The organism is Pseudomonas sp. PME37.24/025 (genome assembly GCF_055556615.1).
On record NZ_JBVHNK010000001.1, the window covers coordinates 21,948 to 36,578 of the forward strand.

Consider the following 14,631-nt stretch of genomic DNA (forward strand, 5'->3'; position numbering starts at 1 on the left):
ACACCGCGCTGTCGTCGCCATCGCTGGCTGGCAGCGTCAGGGCTGGATACTTCATCTCGCCATGCAAGCGAACTAATAATCTGTTTTTTCTTGGGGGGGGGGAGCCACCATTTGGAATAGTGGGGGAGAAATATATTCGATTGAATACTTATCAAATAAGACGCCAAATTCTAAATGCATCTCTGCTGCAAAAATAACTATTTAAAAAGGCGGATGGATACAATGAGCAAAGCCTCGACCCTCGAAATTCCAAATGATAGTTCCTCACCCACGCTCGCACGTGTACTGGAATATAGACATATCAGATTGATCGCCATTGGCGGCGCGATTGGCGCAGGCCTCTTCCTGGGATCCGGACATGCCGTTGCCAAAGCCGGGCCTGCACTGATATTCGCGTACGCGCTCGCTGGTCTATTCATTTTTATCGTTATGAGGGCCCTTGGCGAAATTCTGCTTTCCAATCCTGGTTGCCGCTCACTGTCAGACCTTGCAGATGAAATGCTCGGACCTTGGGCAGGTTATATAACAGGCTGGTCTTACTGGATGAACTGGATATTGGTAGGTATTGCGGAGCTAACCGCAATCGGATTGCTTGTTCACAATCTCTATCCAGCGCTCCCACAATGGGCCCCAGCCTTCATCGCTCTGGTTTTACTTTCAGCATTCAACTATCTCAGCGTAAAAAATTTTGGCGAGGTTGAGTTCTGGATGGCTATTATTAAAGTCATCACCATCGTTTGCCTCATTCTTGTTGGCCTCTATCTGATCGTAACCAACATTGGAAATCCAATCGGACCCTCAGTATCAAATTTATGGCAACACGGTGGCTTCTTCGCAGCAGGTTACCAATCCTTCCTCCTGGCGCTCCCAATTGCTGCGTTTTCATTTGGAGGAATGGAGATCATTGGACTTCTGGCTGCAGAAGCCAAGGATCCAGAAAAGACGCTTCCTAAATCTATAAACGGCGTTCTATTGCGCATCGCTATTTTCTATATGGGATCACTGGCAATTGTAATGTGCCTGTTTCCCTGGAACCAGATTGATCCAAATCAAAGCCCGTTTGTTCTCGCATTTACAGCCGTGGGCCTTCAAGACGCAGCAAACATCATTATGATCGTGGTCATCACTTCAATTGCGTCTTCATGCAACAGTGGCTTGTATGCAACCAGTCGCTGCCTTTTTTCCCTTGCTGTCAAAGAGCACGCCCCCAGAGCGATGCTAACGCTTAGCGACCGTAACGTCCCCACAAGAGCCCTTTCAGTTTCCATTGCCTGCATGCTAGTCGGCGTGGCGCTGAATATTTTCCTCCCAAATGATCTATTCGGTTATTTGATGGCGGGGGTTTTGCTACTACTGCTGTGGATTTGGGCAGTGATACTTGCGTCCCACATCAAACATCGACTTCGCTTTAAGGATGGAGATTCGTCACTGCCATTTAAGCTTCCTGGCTACCCAATAGTAAATTATATCTGCTTAAGTTTTATTGTTCTATTAGGTGCTCTGGTCATAATCGATCCAGAAACCCGAATCGCAGGGTTTGTGTTCTCGATTTGGATAGCCGGACTGAGCATCGCGTTCTTCTGGAAATCCAAGGGTGATCTCCAATCTAAAAAAGGGTTAACAAAACAATAGCTTGAAGGCAAAAGCGGCCCACTGGCCGCTTTTTTACACCTGAGATTGAAGCAGGTTAATCAGCTTCACAATCGCTGGGTTATCGCTATATTTTTCAGCGTAGCATGCATAATATTTCTTCCCGCTAGGCACAATCAAACTGAACGGCATGACCAAACGCTTCGAGCTTAATCTTTCCGCCGCCATAACAGGATCTCCCATTACAACCCCCATCGATGCCTCCGCCGCTGACATTGCAAGATCAAGGGTATCGAATACTATTGATTGAACCGGTACATCTGTTTCAGCTCTGCTGCACTCTAGCCAGGTGGCCCACTCGCTTCCTGATTTGGAGGCATGCAATAAGTTTTGGCCTCGCAGCGATAAGTCATTCTCAACAATGCCGGCCATTACTGCGCAAGAGCACATAGGTGTCAAAAACTCAGAAAAAAGCTCAGTAGAAACAATTCCTTTTGCTTGAGCATTGTCCCTTTTGATGATGACCTCCAACTCACTTTCATTGAGCGATGTCAAATCCTGATAGGTGCTGTTAATTTGCAGCTTTTGATCGCCAAGCGCTTCTTTGATATTTTCAATTCTAGGCAGTAGCCATCTAAGCGTAAATGTAGAAGGGGCAGATATTGTGATTGGCCTGATCAAGAATTGATCCTGACGCTCATACTTCTCCATCAACTCAAGCAAGTCCTGTGAAAGCGCCAGAAATTGCACCCCACGCCCCGTCAACTTAAGACCTTCTACGGAGCGCTCAAAAAGCGCCACACCGTAATGTTCTTCGAGTTGTTTGATCTGTTTGCTAATAGCCCCCTGCGATCTGTGGAGTAGCATCGACGCTTTATTAATACTCTTCAGCTCGGCACATATCACGAACGACTGGATCGCCACGAGACTGGGCAACGACTTAAATATTCTTGATTTCATACGCCTCCGTTTCCAAAACGATATACCCCCTATCAACTATTTTACATTGCCTGTGCCACAGCGCTTTCATACCATGAACCCTCAACCAAAAGGAGTACATTATGAGCCCTGAAAATACCAACTTCACCAACCCTAACATTGATCTGGCGACCAAAGTAGCTGTATACATCACAGAACTGGAAAAGTGCACCCCAGAGACAATTTGCCCACTTTTTACTGAGGATGCAGATATCTACTCTCCGTTTCTGGGCTGGATGAAGCCTAGTCCATTCTTTGAAAAACTACAACAAACCTCAGGGCCTAGCACTATCACCCAGATCGATATTTGTGTAAGTGCTAAAGATCAGTTACGCGCCACCGGCTACTTTAACTATGACTGGGTCCTGAGCGATGGATCCAAGGCACCTTTTGAGTGCGTTGATGTTTTTGAATTCAATGAAGCCGGCCTTATCACAAAAATGATCATTATTTACGACACTCACCCTATTCGTGAAACGGTAGGTGACAAATATGCACATAATTAATTAGATCTTTATATATACCCCGGCTTTTTGAGCTGATCACTTGTAACCCGCTCAAAAACCCAAACAATTAAAATGGGAGCCCGTTTATAGCTTCCGAGAAGGTCGGAAGTATTCCTTGCTGCTGTTATAGACATCCTCCAACTCAATCTGCTCTCCTCCCTTGCGAGGCTCGGCACTGAAGAATAGTGATGGGAGTGTTCGAGACCAAGGTTTTTGCGGAGCTGACAAAGCCTTGCCGTGACCCAGCGAGCAGGGCTATTCAGAACCCTCCTGAAACCGCGCCCGATAGCGCCCCGGGCTCTCCCCCGTCCACTTCTTGAACGCCCGATGAAACGCACTAGGCTCCTGAAATCCCAACTGTTCGGCTATATCGCTGATGCTCGCCTTGCTCTGGCGCAACCGTTCAAACGCCACCACGCGCCGCACTTCATCCTTGATTTCCTGATACGAACAGCCTTCACGTCCCAGTTTGCGGCGAAAGGTGCTGGGGCTCAGGTGCTGCTCCAGGGCGAAGGCCTGCAAGGTCGGCCATTCGCTGTAATGGCTGTGGCGCAAGCGCTGGTGAACCTGCGACGCCAGTCCATGCTGATTGCGAAAGCGGATCACCAGCCATTGCGGTGCGGTGCGTAAAAACACTTTCAGCGAGGCAAGGTCTTGAATCATCGGCAGCCGCAGGTAGTGACTGGCGAACTCGATTTCGGTGCGTTCGGTACCAAAGGTCAGGTTGGGGCCCCAGAGCATGGCATCATCACGCAGCGACAAACGCTGATGACGAAAGTCCGCACGATCGATCGGAATGCGCCGCCCGCCCAGCCAGCACAGCAGGCTGATCATCAACACCAGAAACGTTTCTTCGCCCAACCGGCTGACCTCGCTGTTCTGCGAACAGGTCTGCAAGCTGATGACCGCACGCTTGCCACGCACACTCAACGTGCCGCGAAAATCACGCAGGAACAGGGCGAAATTGGCCAGGCACTGACGCATGGCTTTTTCCAGTGTCGGCTCCTGAATCAATGCCCGACAGATCAAGGCAAAACTGCCTGGTGGCATTCCGTGGGAGTCCAACTGGAAAAATTCGTCGTTCAACTCACGAATCTGCACCAGCCACAACGCGGCGAAAGCCGTGGCCGGCACCCGTGCCGTCGGCTGGTCCATCAGTGCCGGATCAATTCCCACCTGTTCGAGTACTGCCCGCAGACGCTGCGGTTTCTCACGTAACGCATGGATCATGGGGTACATGAAGTAAACCGCCACCGAATCCGTTTCCCGCATTTGAATGCCTCTCTCGTCACATCTGAATATGGCAAAAAACGCCATCACCCTTGAACAGTTTTGGCATAGGCCTGTGGCGCTGCTGATTCTAGACTCGTGCCCAACAAAAAAGACCTATTCAGAGAGCCAACATGAACCATTCCGATATTTTTGTAGTGAGCGCCGTCCGTTCTGCCATCGGCAGCTTTGGCGGTTCACTCAAGGATGTGCCGCCGATTCAGTTGGCAACCGACGTTTGCCGCGCCGCTATCGAACGATCAGGCCTTGCGCCCGAGCACATCGGCCATGCGGTGATGGGACATGTAATCCCGACCGAGGCGCGCGATGCCTACATCTCCCGGGTCGTAGCGATGAATGCCGGCCTGACGAAAGAGACGCCCGCCTTCAACGTCAACCGCCTTTGCGGTTCGGGTTTGCAGGCGATTGTCAGTGCCGCGCAAAGTTTGATGCTGGGGGATGCGGGCGCTGCGCTGGCAGGTGGCGTCGAGTCCATGAGCCGAGGCGCGTACTTGTTGCCGCAGGCGCGCTGGGGCGCTCGAATGGGCGACATGCAGGCCGTCGACTACATGCTTGGGGCACTGCAAGACCCGTTTGCCGGTTTCCACATGGGTATCACCGCTGAAAATATCGCCGAGCACTATGGCATCACGCGTCAGGCCCAGGATGAATTGGCGCTTCTCAGCCAGCAGCGTGCCGCCCGGGCGATTGCCGAAGGGCGTTTTTCCGGGCAGATCGTGCCGATCGAAATCGCGACCCGCAAAGGGACGGTTTCGTTTGCGACGGATGAGCATGTACGGGCCGAGGTCAACGCCGAGCAATTGAGCCGCATGAAACCTGCCTTCAAAAAGGACGGTAGCGTCACCGCCGGCAACGCATCCGGCCTCAATGATGGTGCCGGCGCACTGATCATGGCCACCGGCCAAACTGTTCAAGAACAAGGCCTCAAGCCCATAGCCCGACTGGTGGGTTATGCCCACGCCGGCGTTGAACCTTCAATGATGGGACTGGGACCGATTCCCGCCACCCGCCTGGTGCTCAAGCGCGCCGGTCTGACCGTTGCCGACCTTGATGTGATCGAGTCCAACGAAGCCTTCGCTGCCCAGGCCTGTGCCGTAGCGCAAGAACTGGGCTTCGATCCGCAGAAGGTCAACCCCAACGGCTCGGGCATCTCGCTGGGCCATCCAGTGGGCGCCACTGGCGCGATCATCGCGACCAAGGCGATTCACGAACTGCATCGCTGCCAAGGCCGTTATGCCCTGGCGACCATGTGCATTGGCGGCGGCCAAGGCATCGCCGTGTTGTTTGAGCGGGTTTGATAAGGACATGCGCATGAATCTTCAGAACATTGGCGTCATCGGCGCCGGCACCATGGGCAATGGCATCGCACAAGTCTGCGCCCTGGCCGGCATCAATGTGACTTTGATCGATATCTCGGAGAGTGCCTTGCAAAAGGCAATCGCGACCGTCGATAAAAACCTCGATCGGCAGGTCGCCAAAAACACGCTGACGCATGAGCAAAAGCTCGCTGCCCTCGACAAAATTCGCACCAGTACCGATTACAACAGCCTGCAAAACGTGCAAATGGTGATCGAAGCCGCCACCGAAAACCTCGACCTGAAACTGCGCGTGCTGCAACAAATCGCCGCGCAGGTCAGCGCCGACTGTGTGATTGCCTCGAACACGTCGTCGCTGTCCATTACTCAACTCGCTGCCAGTGTCAGTCAGCCTGAGCGTTTCATCGGTCTGCACTTTTTCAACCCGGTGCCGGTGATGGGCCTGATTGAAGTGATTCGTGGCCTGCAAACCAGCGATGCCACCCACGCCTTGGCGCTGGACATGGCGACCGCTCTCGGCAAAACCGCCATCACCGCCGGCAATCGTCCAGGCTTCGTGGTCAACCGGATTCTGGTGCCGATGATCAATGAAGCGATCCTGGTGTTTCAGGAAGGCCTGGCCAGCGCCGAAGACATCGACGCCGGCATGCGCCTGGGCTGCAACCAGCCGATCGGCCCGCTGGCGTTGGCGGACTTGATCGGCCTGGACACCGTGCTGGCAATCCTTGGAGCCTTCTACGACGGCTTCAACGACAGCAAATACCGCCCCGCTCCACTGCTCAAGGAAATGGTCGCCGCCGGTTACCTGGGACGCAAAACGGGGCGCGGCTTCCATGCCTACGCCTGAGCGTTGCTCGCGCTTCGCCGAATACCGGGACAAGGTGCTGGAGCTCTTTGCCAGCAAGGGTTTCGGTCAAGTCGGCATGCGTGAGCTCGCGACCTGCCTGGGGCTCGCCCCGGGCTCGCTGTACCACCATTACCCCAGCAAGCAGCACATGCTGCTCGACCTGATCGAGGAGTTCTACGAAGAGCTGCTGGCCACCCTGGGGCGCATCGGACAAACGGCCCCGGCAAAACGCGACAGACTCAACCAATTGATCCGCGCGCACTTGAATCTGCATCAGGAAATGCCCTGGCATTTTCGTCTGGTGGAGCGCGACAGCGGCTGCCTGAATGAAGAGCAGCAGGAACGCGTCCGGCAACTGCGCGAGCAGTACGAACGCAAGTTGCTGCTGATGCTCGGCATCCGACCCCGATTCAGTGAACAGGGCCGGATGGCCGCCGGTCATGCCATTGCCGCCTTGCTCAATAGCGCGCCCAGTTGGCTGACACACTATTCGCTGGATGAACAAGAGCGCGATAATCTGATGGAAAACATGGTAAGTGGCGCCATCGAGCGGTTGCTGGCGCCAAAACGCACACATGAAACGATAAGCCTCGCCCCACCTATAGAAAAAATATCTAAACAAACCTGATACCCGCCGCGTTTTAGCACTTTCCATGACCGCTCAAGTCCCATCCAGAGCGAAGCGCGCAGCGAGTATTTTCAGCAGTCCGTTAAGCCTTGGGCAGGAAGGGTCTTGCCGCGGCGGCTGAAGTGTCCTTCGGCGTAAAACGTCGATTAAACGTCGAACCGCCGATGTAGCGCTCAGCGATCTTCCAGCCACTTTCGATCTTGCGAAGACGATCGAGCATTGGCGAATAAAGCCAGATGACGGGCAAGTCGTCGTCTTCGTTCACCTCGCCATCGCCCAGTCTCGGCGCGTCTTCTGGCCAGGCATATCGCACCAGCAGGTTCTGATAGCGAACTGCGACTAGTCCAGTGGCTTCAACATCGACGATATGGTTGGACGCGCAGCGCCCGACGCCCGGAACCAGATAAGGATAGTGATCTGAAAGGAAGTGACGAACATCGCCCTCGCCATTCAAAGTTCCGTGAAAATGGACGATCTTCGCGTCGTGCGTAAAGGACTCGATCATGCCCTCCAGATCCCAGGTCTCAAACAACCAGTTAACACGATTGACGTAATCCACTGCGCTGGCGCGCATTTGCGCATCAATCTCGCCAACTGCGATGACTTTGGGGAAGAAACTCATCTTTGCCTCCTGTGCTTGACGGCACCGGGCACTCGGCTTCGAATGCGACACTGCTCAGCGTCGAACGCCAAGTCACGAGCTACCGAAGGCCCTCGTTGATGGTTCGAACACGCACTCGCGACTTTGAATCAGGAGCATAGTTCTGGTGCAGCAGAAAGGCTATTTGCAGATCCAGGCTCATGACCATTGTGCATGCCTAAGCGGGCTCGTTAACTGGCGCGAAACGTTGTGCGTACTCCTTTGGACTCACCCCCATGCGTCGCACGAAGGCTTTTCTGAGCACGTCGACACTGTGGTAACCGCATCGGCGCGCAACCTCCTCCATCGACCGCCTTCCCAGCTCTATTTGCCGACAGGCCGCTTCGACCCGGACGTCCTCGACGTACTTCGCAGGCGTTGTCTTGAACTCCCTCTGAAACATGCGAATCAAGGTCCTCACACTGGTGGCGAGCTTGTCTGCAAGTATCTCGACCGTAAGCTCCGAATGCAGATGCTCACTGATCCATACGCATAACTCATCCAGGTTCGAACCTGTCGCATGCTGCGACTGGAGTGCGACGCTGAACTGTGCCTGGCCGCCTGGACGTCGCAGAAACAGAACCAGATTTTTCGCGATCTCCAAAGCGATGTCGTCCCCCAGGTCTTCGCTGACCAAGGCGAGCGCAAGATCGATTCCCGCCGAGATGCCTGCCGAGGTGTACAGGTTGCCGTCCTTGACCCAAATCGGGTCGGGATCCACCTGCACATTGGGATAGCGATCGGCCAGGCTGCGTGCCATCCGCCAGTGGGTGGTTGCCTTTCGACCATCCAAAAGCCCTGTTTCGGCCAAGGCGAACGCGCCGACACAGATCGAGCACACACGCCTGACATTTTTGGCTCGCGTGCGGATCCACTCGATAGCCGTCTGATCCAGCTGATCCATGGCTTTCCAGCCCGACGTCACGATCAACGTGTCGATCGCCTTGTTTTCAAGACGCTCCTGTTCAAGCGTCTTGTGCGCCATGAGTGCGATGCCGGTGCTGCTTTCCAGGTGTTCATTCGCGCCCGCGCAAACGAGCTCAAGTACATAGGGAGCAGAGTCGCCGCGGTGCAGGTTGTTTGCATAGGCGAACACCTCTGCCGGGCCGATCACGTCAAGCGAGTCCACGGGCGGCAAACCCAAAATCACCACTCGTTTTTGCGCCGCGCCGACAAAGGAATGGTTTGATTTCGTGGTTATTTTCACAGCGATCTCCCGCATTGACCTGACACGAATATTGGCACAAATCATCTGAAAATAGTCAATTTGGCCAATTGCAACTATTTAGAATCGACTGCAAGCCAACTTCATCCCCCGGGAGCAAACATGAGTACACCTGTGATCATCGGCGGCTTCAGCGCTCCAGACTCTGAACTCGCTCGCAAGGCCTCCTTCCTCGTCGAACGTGTTCACTCGACAGTGCTATTGCACCATGTACACCGGACGTGGTGGTTTGCCGAATTCCTCGGCCAGCAGCGAGGCCTGAAATACGACCGCGAAGCCGTCTATCTCGCCGCACTGCTGCACGATCTGGGCCTGACGTACGAATTTGCAGCCGACCAACGTTTTGAGGTCGACGGCGCCGACGCTGCCAGCCGCTTCCTGCTGGAAAACGGTTACCCGGAATCGAAAGCCGAGCTGGTTTGGGATGCGATCGCACTTCACTCTAGCGCCGGCATCGCCGACCGCAAACAGCCAGAGATCGCCCTGATCTACATGGGCGCCCATGTCGATGTGATGGGATTACGGCTGGAGGAAATCACGCCATCGCTGGTCGAGGATACGCTGGCCCTCTACCCCCGCATTGGAATGAAAGCCGCGTTTACCCAAGCGGTCGCCGAAGTGGCCAAGAAGAAACCTCACACTGCGATTGGCACTGGGCTCGCTGATGTCGGCCGTCGTCACGTGCACGGGTTCGATTGCCCGAATGTGTGCGACCTGATTGATCACGCCCCTTTCGACAGCTGAATGCGGTGCTGCCAATCGGCACTGTTGCGCAACATTCCTGAATTGGTAACGCCTGATACGTGATATCGGCGCGAGCAATGTGTGTTCCTTTACTTTGGAGTATTCACCATGCAGCAACGTAAATACCTCGTCACCGGCGCTACGGGAAAAACTGGCGTCTACACCATTCGCCACCTTCTCGACGGAGGTCATGCGGTTCGGGCTTTTGTGCACCAGGAGGACGAGCGCAGCGCAGCGCTCCAAAGCGAGGGCGCCGAAATAGTTGTTGGCGACCTCCTGGAACATGACGACATCATTCGTGCGATGGAGGGGGTCACAGGCGCCTACCTGTGCTATCCCGTGCGTCCTGGCTACATTCAGGCGACTGCCTATTTTGCGGATGCCGCCCGGCGAGCCGGCGTCGAGGTCGTTGTGGAAATGTCGCAGATTTCTGCTCGGGAAGACTCTTTGAGTCACGCCGCGCGCGACCACTGGGTTGCAGAACGTGTACTCGACTGGTCGGGCGTCCCCACCGTGCACATCCGTCCGACGTTCTTTTCCGAATGGCTGATCTTTCCGTGGGTGCTCGATCAGATCGTGAAGGAGAACAAGATCACACTGCCGTACGGCACCGGCCGACATGCCCCCATCGCCGCTGAAGACCAAGCGCGACTGATCGCCGCCGTTCTCACACAGCCGTCTGGCCATATCGGGAAAACCTATCCGCTGTACGGCCCTGTCGAGCTGAGTCATCAAGAGATTGCCGACGAAATCAGCGACATCGTTGGCCGCACCATCACCTACAGCCCTTCGACCCTGGAAGAGTATCGCCAGCATCTGGAGACCTACGATCTGCCGGAGTTTGTGATCCAGCACTTCCTTGCAGTCGCGGTCGATTACCAGAACGGAATCTTTAGCGGTGAGGACGGGGTTATCGGCCAAATCACCGGACAAGCGCCTCAAACGGTGGGTGACTTCGTACGCGCAAACCGGCAAGCGTTCGAGGGGTGATCACGATGGGCGTATGCGCCTGGTCTTGAAGACATGCGCATATGCCGCTTTTCACTTAGCATCCAATGATTGTCCATTCATTTCCAATGGAGTGCCTGATGAACCCAAAAATCGAGCTGTATGGCGCTCAAACCGGCAACAGTCTGAGGGCTGCAATAGCCTTGGAAGAAGCAGGTATCCCCTACACCGCACGAAGACTGAATTTGCAAGCGAATGAGCAACACGACTTGTCGTACCTGGCGCTTAATCCGGCAGGAAAAGTCCCAACCCTGGTCGACCATACATCGACACCCCCGCTGGTCATTAACCAATCAAACGCAATCATTCAGTTCGCTGATGCAAAAGCTCCCGGTCGGCTCGCACCAGCGCATGCGGGGCCAAAGCGCGACCGGGTATTTGATCGTTACTTCTTTTTCGTAACGGACGTAATCGGGCCCAGCCATGCCGCATTTTTCCTGCGCCAGGCGGGATTAATCGATGCGGCCACAGTTATCGATCTGCGTGTGATTGAACAACTTGTCTATGCAGAACGGTTTCTTACCGACGACTTCATGGCCGGAGATCAGTTTTCCATGGCCGACATCTCTGCTTTCACCATTGCGGCATCAATGCGTGACCGGCTGGATTGGGCCGTGCTTTCACGCTTATCACGCTGGTTCAATGCGATCGAAGCCAGGCCCGCAGTACAGCGAGGATTGAAAGCGTTCCAAAATCACTAAGCGCTACTGCGCAGACCTTATTTTTTACCCCAGCATTTGTCCTATCCTTTCATCCACCCAACAACTCCGGACATCGAAATGCCTGCCCCCGAATCCGCCCTCCTCCTCCAGAGCTGGCACCACAACGCCCAATCCTGGATCGAGGCTATCCGCACCGGCACCATCGAAAGCCGCCTCAAGGTCACCGACCAGGCAATCCTGCTGGCGGTACTAGGCCGTCAACCCGAGCGAGTGCTCGACCTGGGCTGCGGCGAGGGCTGGCTGTTGCGTGCGCTGGCTGAACGGACCATCACGACGGTCGGTGTGGATGGCGATGCGGCGTTAGTCGAGGCGGCTCGGGCGGCGGGCTCTTCGTCGGTGTATTTGGCGAGTTATGAAGAGTTGGTGGAGGCGAAGGTGGACATCGGCAGCAACTACGACCTGATCTGCGCCAACTTCGCCCTGTTGCACCAGGACATCATCCCCCTGCTCGCCGCCATGAACGCCCTGCTCGCCCCTGGCGGCGCGCTGGTAATCCAGACGCTGCATCCATGGACTGCGGCGGCGGGCAACTATCAGGATGGTTGGCGGGAGGAAACCTTCGCCGGGTTCAAAGGGCAGTGGCAACCCATGCCGTGGTACTTCCGCACTTTATCCAGTTGGCTCAATGCGCTGGACATGGCCGGTTTTCGGCTGGCCGGCCTGCAGGAGCCGCAACACCCGCAAAGTCCTGTGCCGCAGTCGTTGCTGTTGGTGGCTGAGCAACTGGAATGACACGTTTCCTGAAACGCTCCGAGCACGGACGCTGCGCAGTCGCGAGGTTGACCGCGCCGCTCACCACCAACGGTGCGAAGCTGTTCGTCGTGGATTAAGCCAGGGCAATAGCGATGCAATCAGTGCGATCCGAACACCCTTTTGGGCTATGAATTCGGAATACTGATATCGAGCTTTTCTTCATGCGTTGGATCGGGATGGGATGAGGACGACCAAATCTGTATCACCTATGTCGACACCTGCCTGTGAAAGCAGCGTAGTCAACTGGCCGCGGTGATGGGTCTGATGGTTGAAAAAATGCATCACCAAGCTGTAAAAATCCTTCTCGGACACTACACCCTTCAAGCTAGCATAATGGAGGGTGTGGTCTAAATCGGGCTCTGTAATGGCGTGAGCCCATTCGACGATCATCTGATCAAGCCTCTCTCGATGGACTGAGAGTTCTCGAATCGTAGAGAACAACAATTGGTCGAGGCTTTTCGGATCAGCAAGTTGCCTCACCGGCTCCAATGCCGAATGATTCGCTGGATGCTTGGCGAATCGCTTTAGCCACACAGTGTCTCCGGCCACCACGTGGTTTAGCGTCCCGAGAGTCGACCCGAAGAACGCTTTTCTATCAGCTGAGAGCTCATTATCGGACAAGCCCCCCGCCGCCCCATAGATCTTTGCGTTCATCCATTTGTTATAGGTCGCCATCAGGCAGATATGGCCGGTACGGCTCATGTGTTCATCCTTTAAGTGGGTATTTGACAAGCGCTCCACGCTCATCGCAAAGCCCGGCCTGTTGCCCGGCTTTGTTGTGTTGGCGGATTCCAGTCTGAACGACAGCATCGCATGGTGGGGCCAAGGGCATCGGAGAGGATTTCGTGGAATCCGCAGTCGAAAGCAGATGCTAGCTGAAACGAGGCGTCCCTGCCCGCTCTCTGAAAATGGGCTCCCCTAAAAGGGAGTCGTGGCGACTAGTACCGATAGGTTGCCTGCACTGAAATTCCATGCGCACTATTTTCGTAGTTGGCACTGTATTCCGGTTGAAGACCGGAGTTGTTCGACTGTTTTACAGAGACTTTGGAATCCCAGAGATAACCATAAGCAAAGTCTATCGTCAGATCGGAATTCGGTGAGTAAGCGCCGCCCAAGGTCACGGCCTGGCGATTCCCGACCGGAACGCGCACGCTGCGATCGGCATTTCTAATGGGCGACGGATCATAGGCGTAGCCTGCGCGCAGCAGCCATTGTTGGTTCAATTGCCAGGATGCGCCAACGGCGGTGGACCACGTGTCGCGCCAGTTCATTTCTTCGGTCACACGTCCCAGGCCAGCCGCCTGGCCCAAGGGGGAAAGACCGCTATTGACTGCTTCGACCTTCTGGATCCGGCTCCAACGTTTCCACGTGGTCCCCAGGTATCCCGTCCAGCGACTATTGAAATGATGGGTGATGGACGTGTCCACCGATTCGGGCATCGTCAGGTCTATCTTGTTGTCATACTTTCCGTCCAGCGGGATAACGCTCGGGGAGCCGGAAACCTCAGTATGCCCTTCGAGTTCATAATTCACCTTCGAGTGATAGTTAATCCCCCAACGGGTCGCATCACTCAAGTCAAACAAGACGCCGACGTTGTAGCCAAGTGCCGTGTCATCGCCTTTGATGGTAACCAGTGTGTCCTGGCCGTTGTTCAGGGCGCCGGTAGCGAGGTAATTCTGAAGCTTTGCATTGAAACGGTTTATGGTCGGTCCGCCACCAATAGACACGTAATCATTGATCCGATAGGCAATGGTGGGCTGCAGGGTTATTTCCTTGGTCGTGCTGTAGGAGCCATGGTAGCGGCCCTGAAAAGAGCCCTCGTAATCATTGATCAGACCACTCGGAGCATAGAGGCCCAGACCTATCGAAAGACAATCATCAAGCGGTGTCGACATATAGGCGAAAGGAACGGCCCCCAAAGGTACCGAGTCCCCCTCATTCGTTCCTGGCGCACTGCTCTGTGCATCACTGATGTCGTCGCTAACCGAGACCACCGCTGCCCCGCCGGAAATCTCGCTGCGCTTCAACTTGGTCAAGCCTGCAGGATTTCCAAAGATGGTGCTGGCGTCCAGCGCCGAAGACGACCTTCCCGCATAAGCAGTTCCCGCACTGCTTGCGCTTTGTTCGTTAAGGGCGATGCCATTGGCACCTGCAATAAAAGAGGCGCTGAGTAGTGCCATGGCACTGGTGAACTTAATCCAGATAGCACACTTTCGCTGTGCAGAGAGACACGGGATCACACGGCTATTCGGTTTCATCTTCCACCTCTTGTTTATTGTTTTTGTTGATTGCACGCAGGCAAGGCTTCGCCTTCCTGTGCACTTTTCAGTGCCGGCTGGAGTTGATCGAAGTTGTGTTAAACGCCCTGGCTGAACAGCGCCAGG

At 54.9% G+C, this 14,631-nt stretch carries 15 protein-coding genes; 9 read left to right on the forward strand and 6 right to left on the reverse strand.

Translation table 11 applies throughout. The features are described from left to right. Positions 1–222 precede the first annotated feature (222 nt). Positions 223–1,632 carry an amino acid permease gene (locus ACZ3HH_RS00050; RefSeq protein WP_465802026.1) on the forward strand — a complete coding sequence of 470 codons (1,410 nt, stop codon included), beginning with the start codon at positions 223–225 and terminating at the stop codon, positions 1,630–1,632. 33 nt (positions 1,633–1,665) lie between these two features. Here the strand turns inward: ACZ3HH_RS00050 and ACZ3HH_RS00055 are convergent, their stop codons facing one another. Continuing rightward, positions 1,666–2,550 (reverse strand): LysR substrate-binding domain-containing protein, encoded by an 885-nt coding sequence (locus ACZ3HH_RS00055; RefSeq protein ID WP_465802028.1) that lies wholly within the window; start codon positions 2,548–2,550, stop codon positions 1,666–1,668. Between the two features lie 101 nt (positions 2,551–2,651). Between ACZ3HH_RS00055 and ACZ3HH_RS00060 the strand changes: the two genes are divergently transcribed. Then, positions 2,652–3,074 carry a nuclear transport factor 2 family protein gene (locus ACZ3HH_RS00060; protein WP_465802029.1) on the forward strand — a complete coding sequence of 141 codons (423 nt, stop codon included), beginning with the start codon at positions 2,652–2,654 and terminating at the stop codon, positions 3,072–3,074. Positions 3,075–3,329: 255 nt separating this feature from the next. Here the strand turns inward: ACZ3HH_RS00060 and ACZ3HH_RS00065 are convergent, their stop codons facing one another. Continuing rightward, complete coding sequence (locus ACZ3HH_RS00065) at positions 3,330–4,346, reverse strand: AraC family transcriptional regulator (protein WP_465802030.1); 1,017 nt, start codon at positions 4,344–4,346, stop codon at positions 3,330–3,332. A gap of 131 nt (positions 4,347–4,477) precedes the next feature. Between ACZ3HH_RS00065 and ACZ3HH_RS00070 the strand changes: the two genes are divergently transcribed. Genes ACZ3HH_RS00070 through ACZ3HH_RS00080 form a run of 3 tightly spaced genes read left to right on the forward strand, consistent with a single transcriptional unit; the run spans position 4,478 to position 7,155 of the window. Then, positions 4,478–5,662, forward strand: coding sequence for an acetyl-CoA C-acyltransferase family protein (locus ACZ3HH_RS00070; protein ID WP_465802032.1), 1,185 nt, complete (start codon positions 4,478–4,480; stop codon positions 5,660–5,662). A 13-nt stretch (positions 5,663–5,675) separates the two neighbouring features. Then, positions 5,676–6,527, forward strand: coding sequence for a 3-hydroxybutyryl-CoA dehydrogenase (locus ACZ3HH_RS00075; RefSeq protein WP_465802034.1), 852 nt, complete (start codon positions 5,676–5,678; stop codon positions 6,525–6,527). Continuing rightward, positions 6,514–7,155 (forward strand): TetR/AcrR family transcriptional regulator, encoded by a 642-nt coding sequence (locus ACZ3HH_RS00080; protein ID WP_465802035.1) that lies wholly within the window; start codon positions 6,514–6,516, stop codon positions 7,153–7,155. The genes ACZ3HH_RS00075 and ACZ3HH_RS00080 overlap by 14 nt, the downstream gene beginning before the upstream one ends. 82 nt (positions 7,156–7,237) lie before the next feature. Here ACZ3HH_RS00080 and ACZ3HH_RS00085 read toward each other — a convergent pair whose 3' ends face one another. Further along, positions 7,238–7,777, reverse strand: coding sequence for a nuclear transport factor 2 family protein (locus ACZ3HH_RS00085; RefSeq protein ID WP_465802037.1), 540 nt, complete (start codon positions 7,775–7,777; stop codon positions 7,238–7,240). A 196-nt stretch (positions 7,778–7,973) separates the two neighbouring features. Further along, on the reverse strand, positions 7,974–9,017 hold the full coding sequence (locus ACZ3HH_RS00090) for a GlxA family transcriptional regulator (RefSeq protein ID WP_465802712.1): 1,044 nt from the start codon (positions 9,015–9,017) through the stop codon (positions 7,974–7,976). 105 nt (positions 9,018–9,122) lie between these two features. Between ACZ3HH_RS00090 and ACZ3HH_RS00095 the strand changes: the two genes are divergently transcribed. The 4 genes from ACZ3HH_RS00095 (at position 9,123) to ACZ3HH_RS00110 (ending at position 12,226) form a co-directional block, all read left to right on the forward strand. Beyond that, complete coding sequence (locus tag ACZ3HH_RS00095; protein ID WP_465802038.1) at positions 9,123–9,764, forward strand: HD domain-containing protein; 642 nt, start codon at positions 9,123–9,125, stop codon at positions 9,762–9,764. 108 nt (positions 9,765–9,872) lie between these two features. Beyond that, complete coding sequence (locus ACZ3HH_RS00100) at positions 9,873–10,754, forward strand: NmrA family NAD(P)-binding protein (protein ID WP_465802039.1); 882 nt, start codon at positions 9,873–9,875, stop codon at positions 10,752–10,754. A gap of 98 nt (positions 10,755–10,852) precedes the next feature. Beyond that, positions 10,853–11,473: a glutathione S-transferase family protein gene (locus tag ACZ3HH_RS00105; RefSeq protein WP_465802040.1), complete on the forward strand. Its 621-nt coding sequence runs from the start codon at positions 10,853–10,855 to the stop codon at positions 11,471–11,473. Positions 11,474–11,551: 78 nt separating this feature from the next. Then, on the forward strand, positions 11,552–12,226 hold the full coding sequence (locus ACZ3HH_RS00110) for a class I SAM-dependent methyltransferase (protein ID WP_465802042.1): 675 nt from the start codon (positions 11,552–11,554) through the stop codon (positions 12,224–12,226). 180 nt (positions 12,227–12,406) lie between these two features. Here ACZ3HH_RS00110 and ACZ3HH_RS00115 read toward each other — a convergent pair whose 3' ends face one another. Then, positions 12,407–12,949, reverse strand: a complete 543-nt coding sequence (locus tag ACZ3HH_RS00115) for a DinB family protein (protein WP_465802044.1) — start codon at positions 12,947–12,949, stop codon at positions 12,407–12,409. Between the two features lie 236 nt (positions 12,950–13,185). Then, a complete protein-coding gene (locus ACZ3HH_RS00120; RefSeq protein WP_465802046.1) occupies positions 13,186–14,505 on the reverse strand; it encodes an outer membrane protein transport protein in 1,320 nt (439 codons plus the stop codon). Between the last annotated feature and the right edge of the window lie 126 nt (positions 14,506–14,631).

Excerpts from the sequence above, each read along its gene's own strand:
- ACZ3HH_RS00050 (WP_465802026.1), top strand. The coding sequence starts at position 223 with ATGAGCAAAGCCTCGACCCTCGAAATTCCAAATGATAGTTCCTCACCC.
- ACZ3HH_RS00055 (WP_465802028.1), bottom strand. The coding sequence starts at position 2,550 with ATGAAATCAAGAATATTTAAGTCGTTGCCCAGTCTCGTGGCGATCCAG.
- ACZ3HH_RS00060 (WP_465802029.1), top strand. The coding sequence starts at position 2,652 with ATGAGCCCTGAAAATACCAACTTCACCAACCCTAACATTGATCTGGCG.
- ACZ3HH_RS00065 (WP_465802030.1), bottom strand. The coding sequence starts at position 4,346 with ATGCGGGAAACGGATTCGGTGGCGGTTTACTTCATGTACCCCATGATC.
- ACZ3HH_RS00070 (WP_465802032.1), top strand. The coding sequence starts at position 4,478 with ATGAACCATTCCGATATTTTTGTAGTGAGCGCCGTCCGTTCTGCCATC.
- ACZ3HH_RS00075 (WP_465802034.1), top strand. The coding sequence starts at position 5,676 with ATGAATCTTCAGAACATTGGCGTCATCGGCGCCGGCACCATGGGCAAT.
- ACZ3HH_RS00080 (WP_465802035.1), top strand. The coding sequence starts at position 6,514 with ATGCCTACGCCTGAGCGTTGCTCGCGCTTCGCCGAATACCGGGACAAG.
- ACZ3HH_RS00085 (WP_465802037.1), bottom strand. The coding sequence starts at position 7,777 with ATGAGTTTCTTCCCCAAAGTCATCGCAGTTGGCGAGATTGATGCGCAA.
- ACZ3HH_RS00090 (WP_465802712.1), bottom strand. The coding sequence starts at position 9,017 with ATGCGGGAGATCGCTGTGAAAATAACCACGAAATCAAACCATTCCTTT.
- ACZ3HH_RS00095 (WP_465802038.1), top strand. The coding sequence starts at position 9,123 with ATGAGTACACCTGTGATCATCGGCGGCTTCAGCGCTCCAGACTCTGAA.
- ACZ3HH_RS00100 (WP_465802039.1), top strand. The coding sequence starts at position 9,873 with ATGCAGCAACGTAAATACCTCGTCACCGGCGCTACGGGAAAAACTGGC.
- ACZ3HH_RS00105 (WP_465802040.1), top strand. The coding sequence starts at position 10,853 with ATGAACCCAAAAATCGAGCTGTATGGCGCTCAAACCGGCAACAGTCTG.
- ACZ3HH_RS00110 (WP_465802042.1), top strand. The coding sequence starts at position 11,552 with ATGCCTGCCCCCGAATCCGCCCTCCTCCTCCAGAGCTGGCACCACAAC.
- ACZ3HH_RS00115 (WP_465802044.1), bottom strand. The coding sequence starts at position 12,949 with ATGAGCCGTACCGGCCATATCTGCCTGATGGCGACCTATAACAAATGG.
- ACZ3HH_RS00120 (WP_465802046.1), bottom strand. The coding sequence starts at position 14,505 with ATGAAACCGAATAGCCGTGTGATCCCGTGTCTCTCTGCACAGCGAAAG.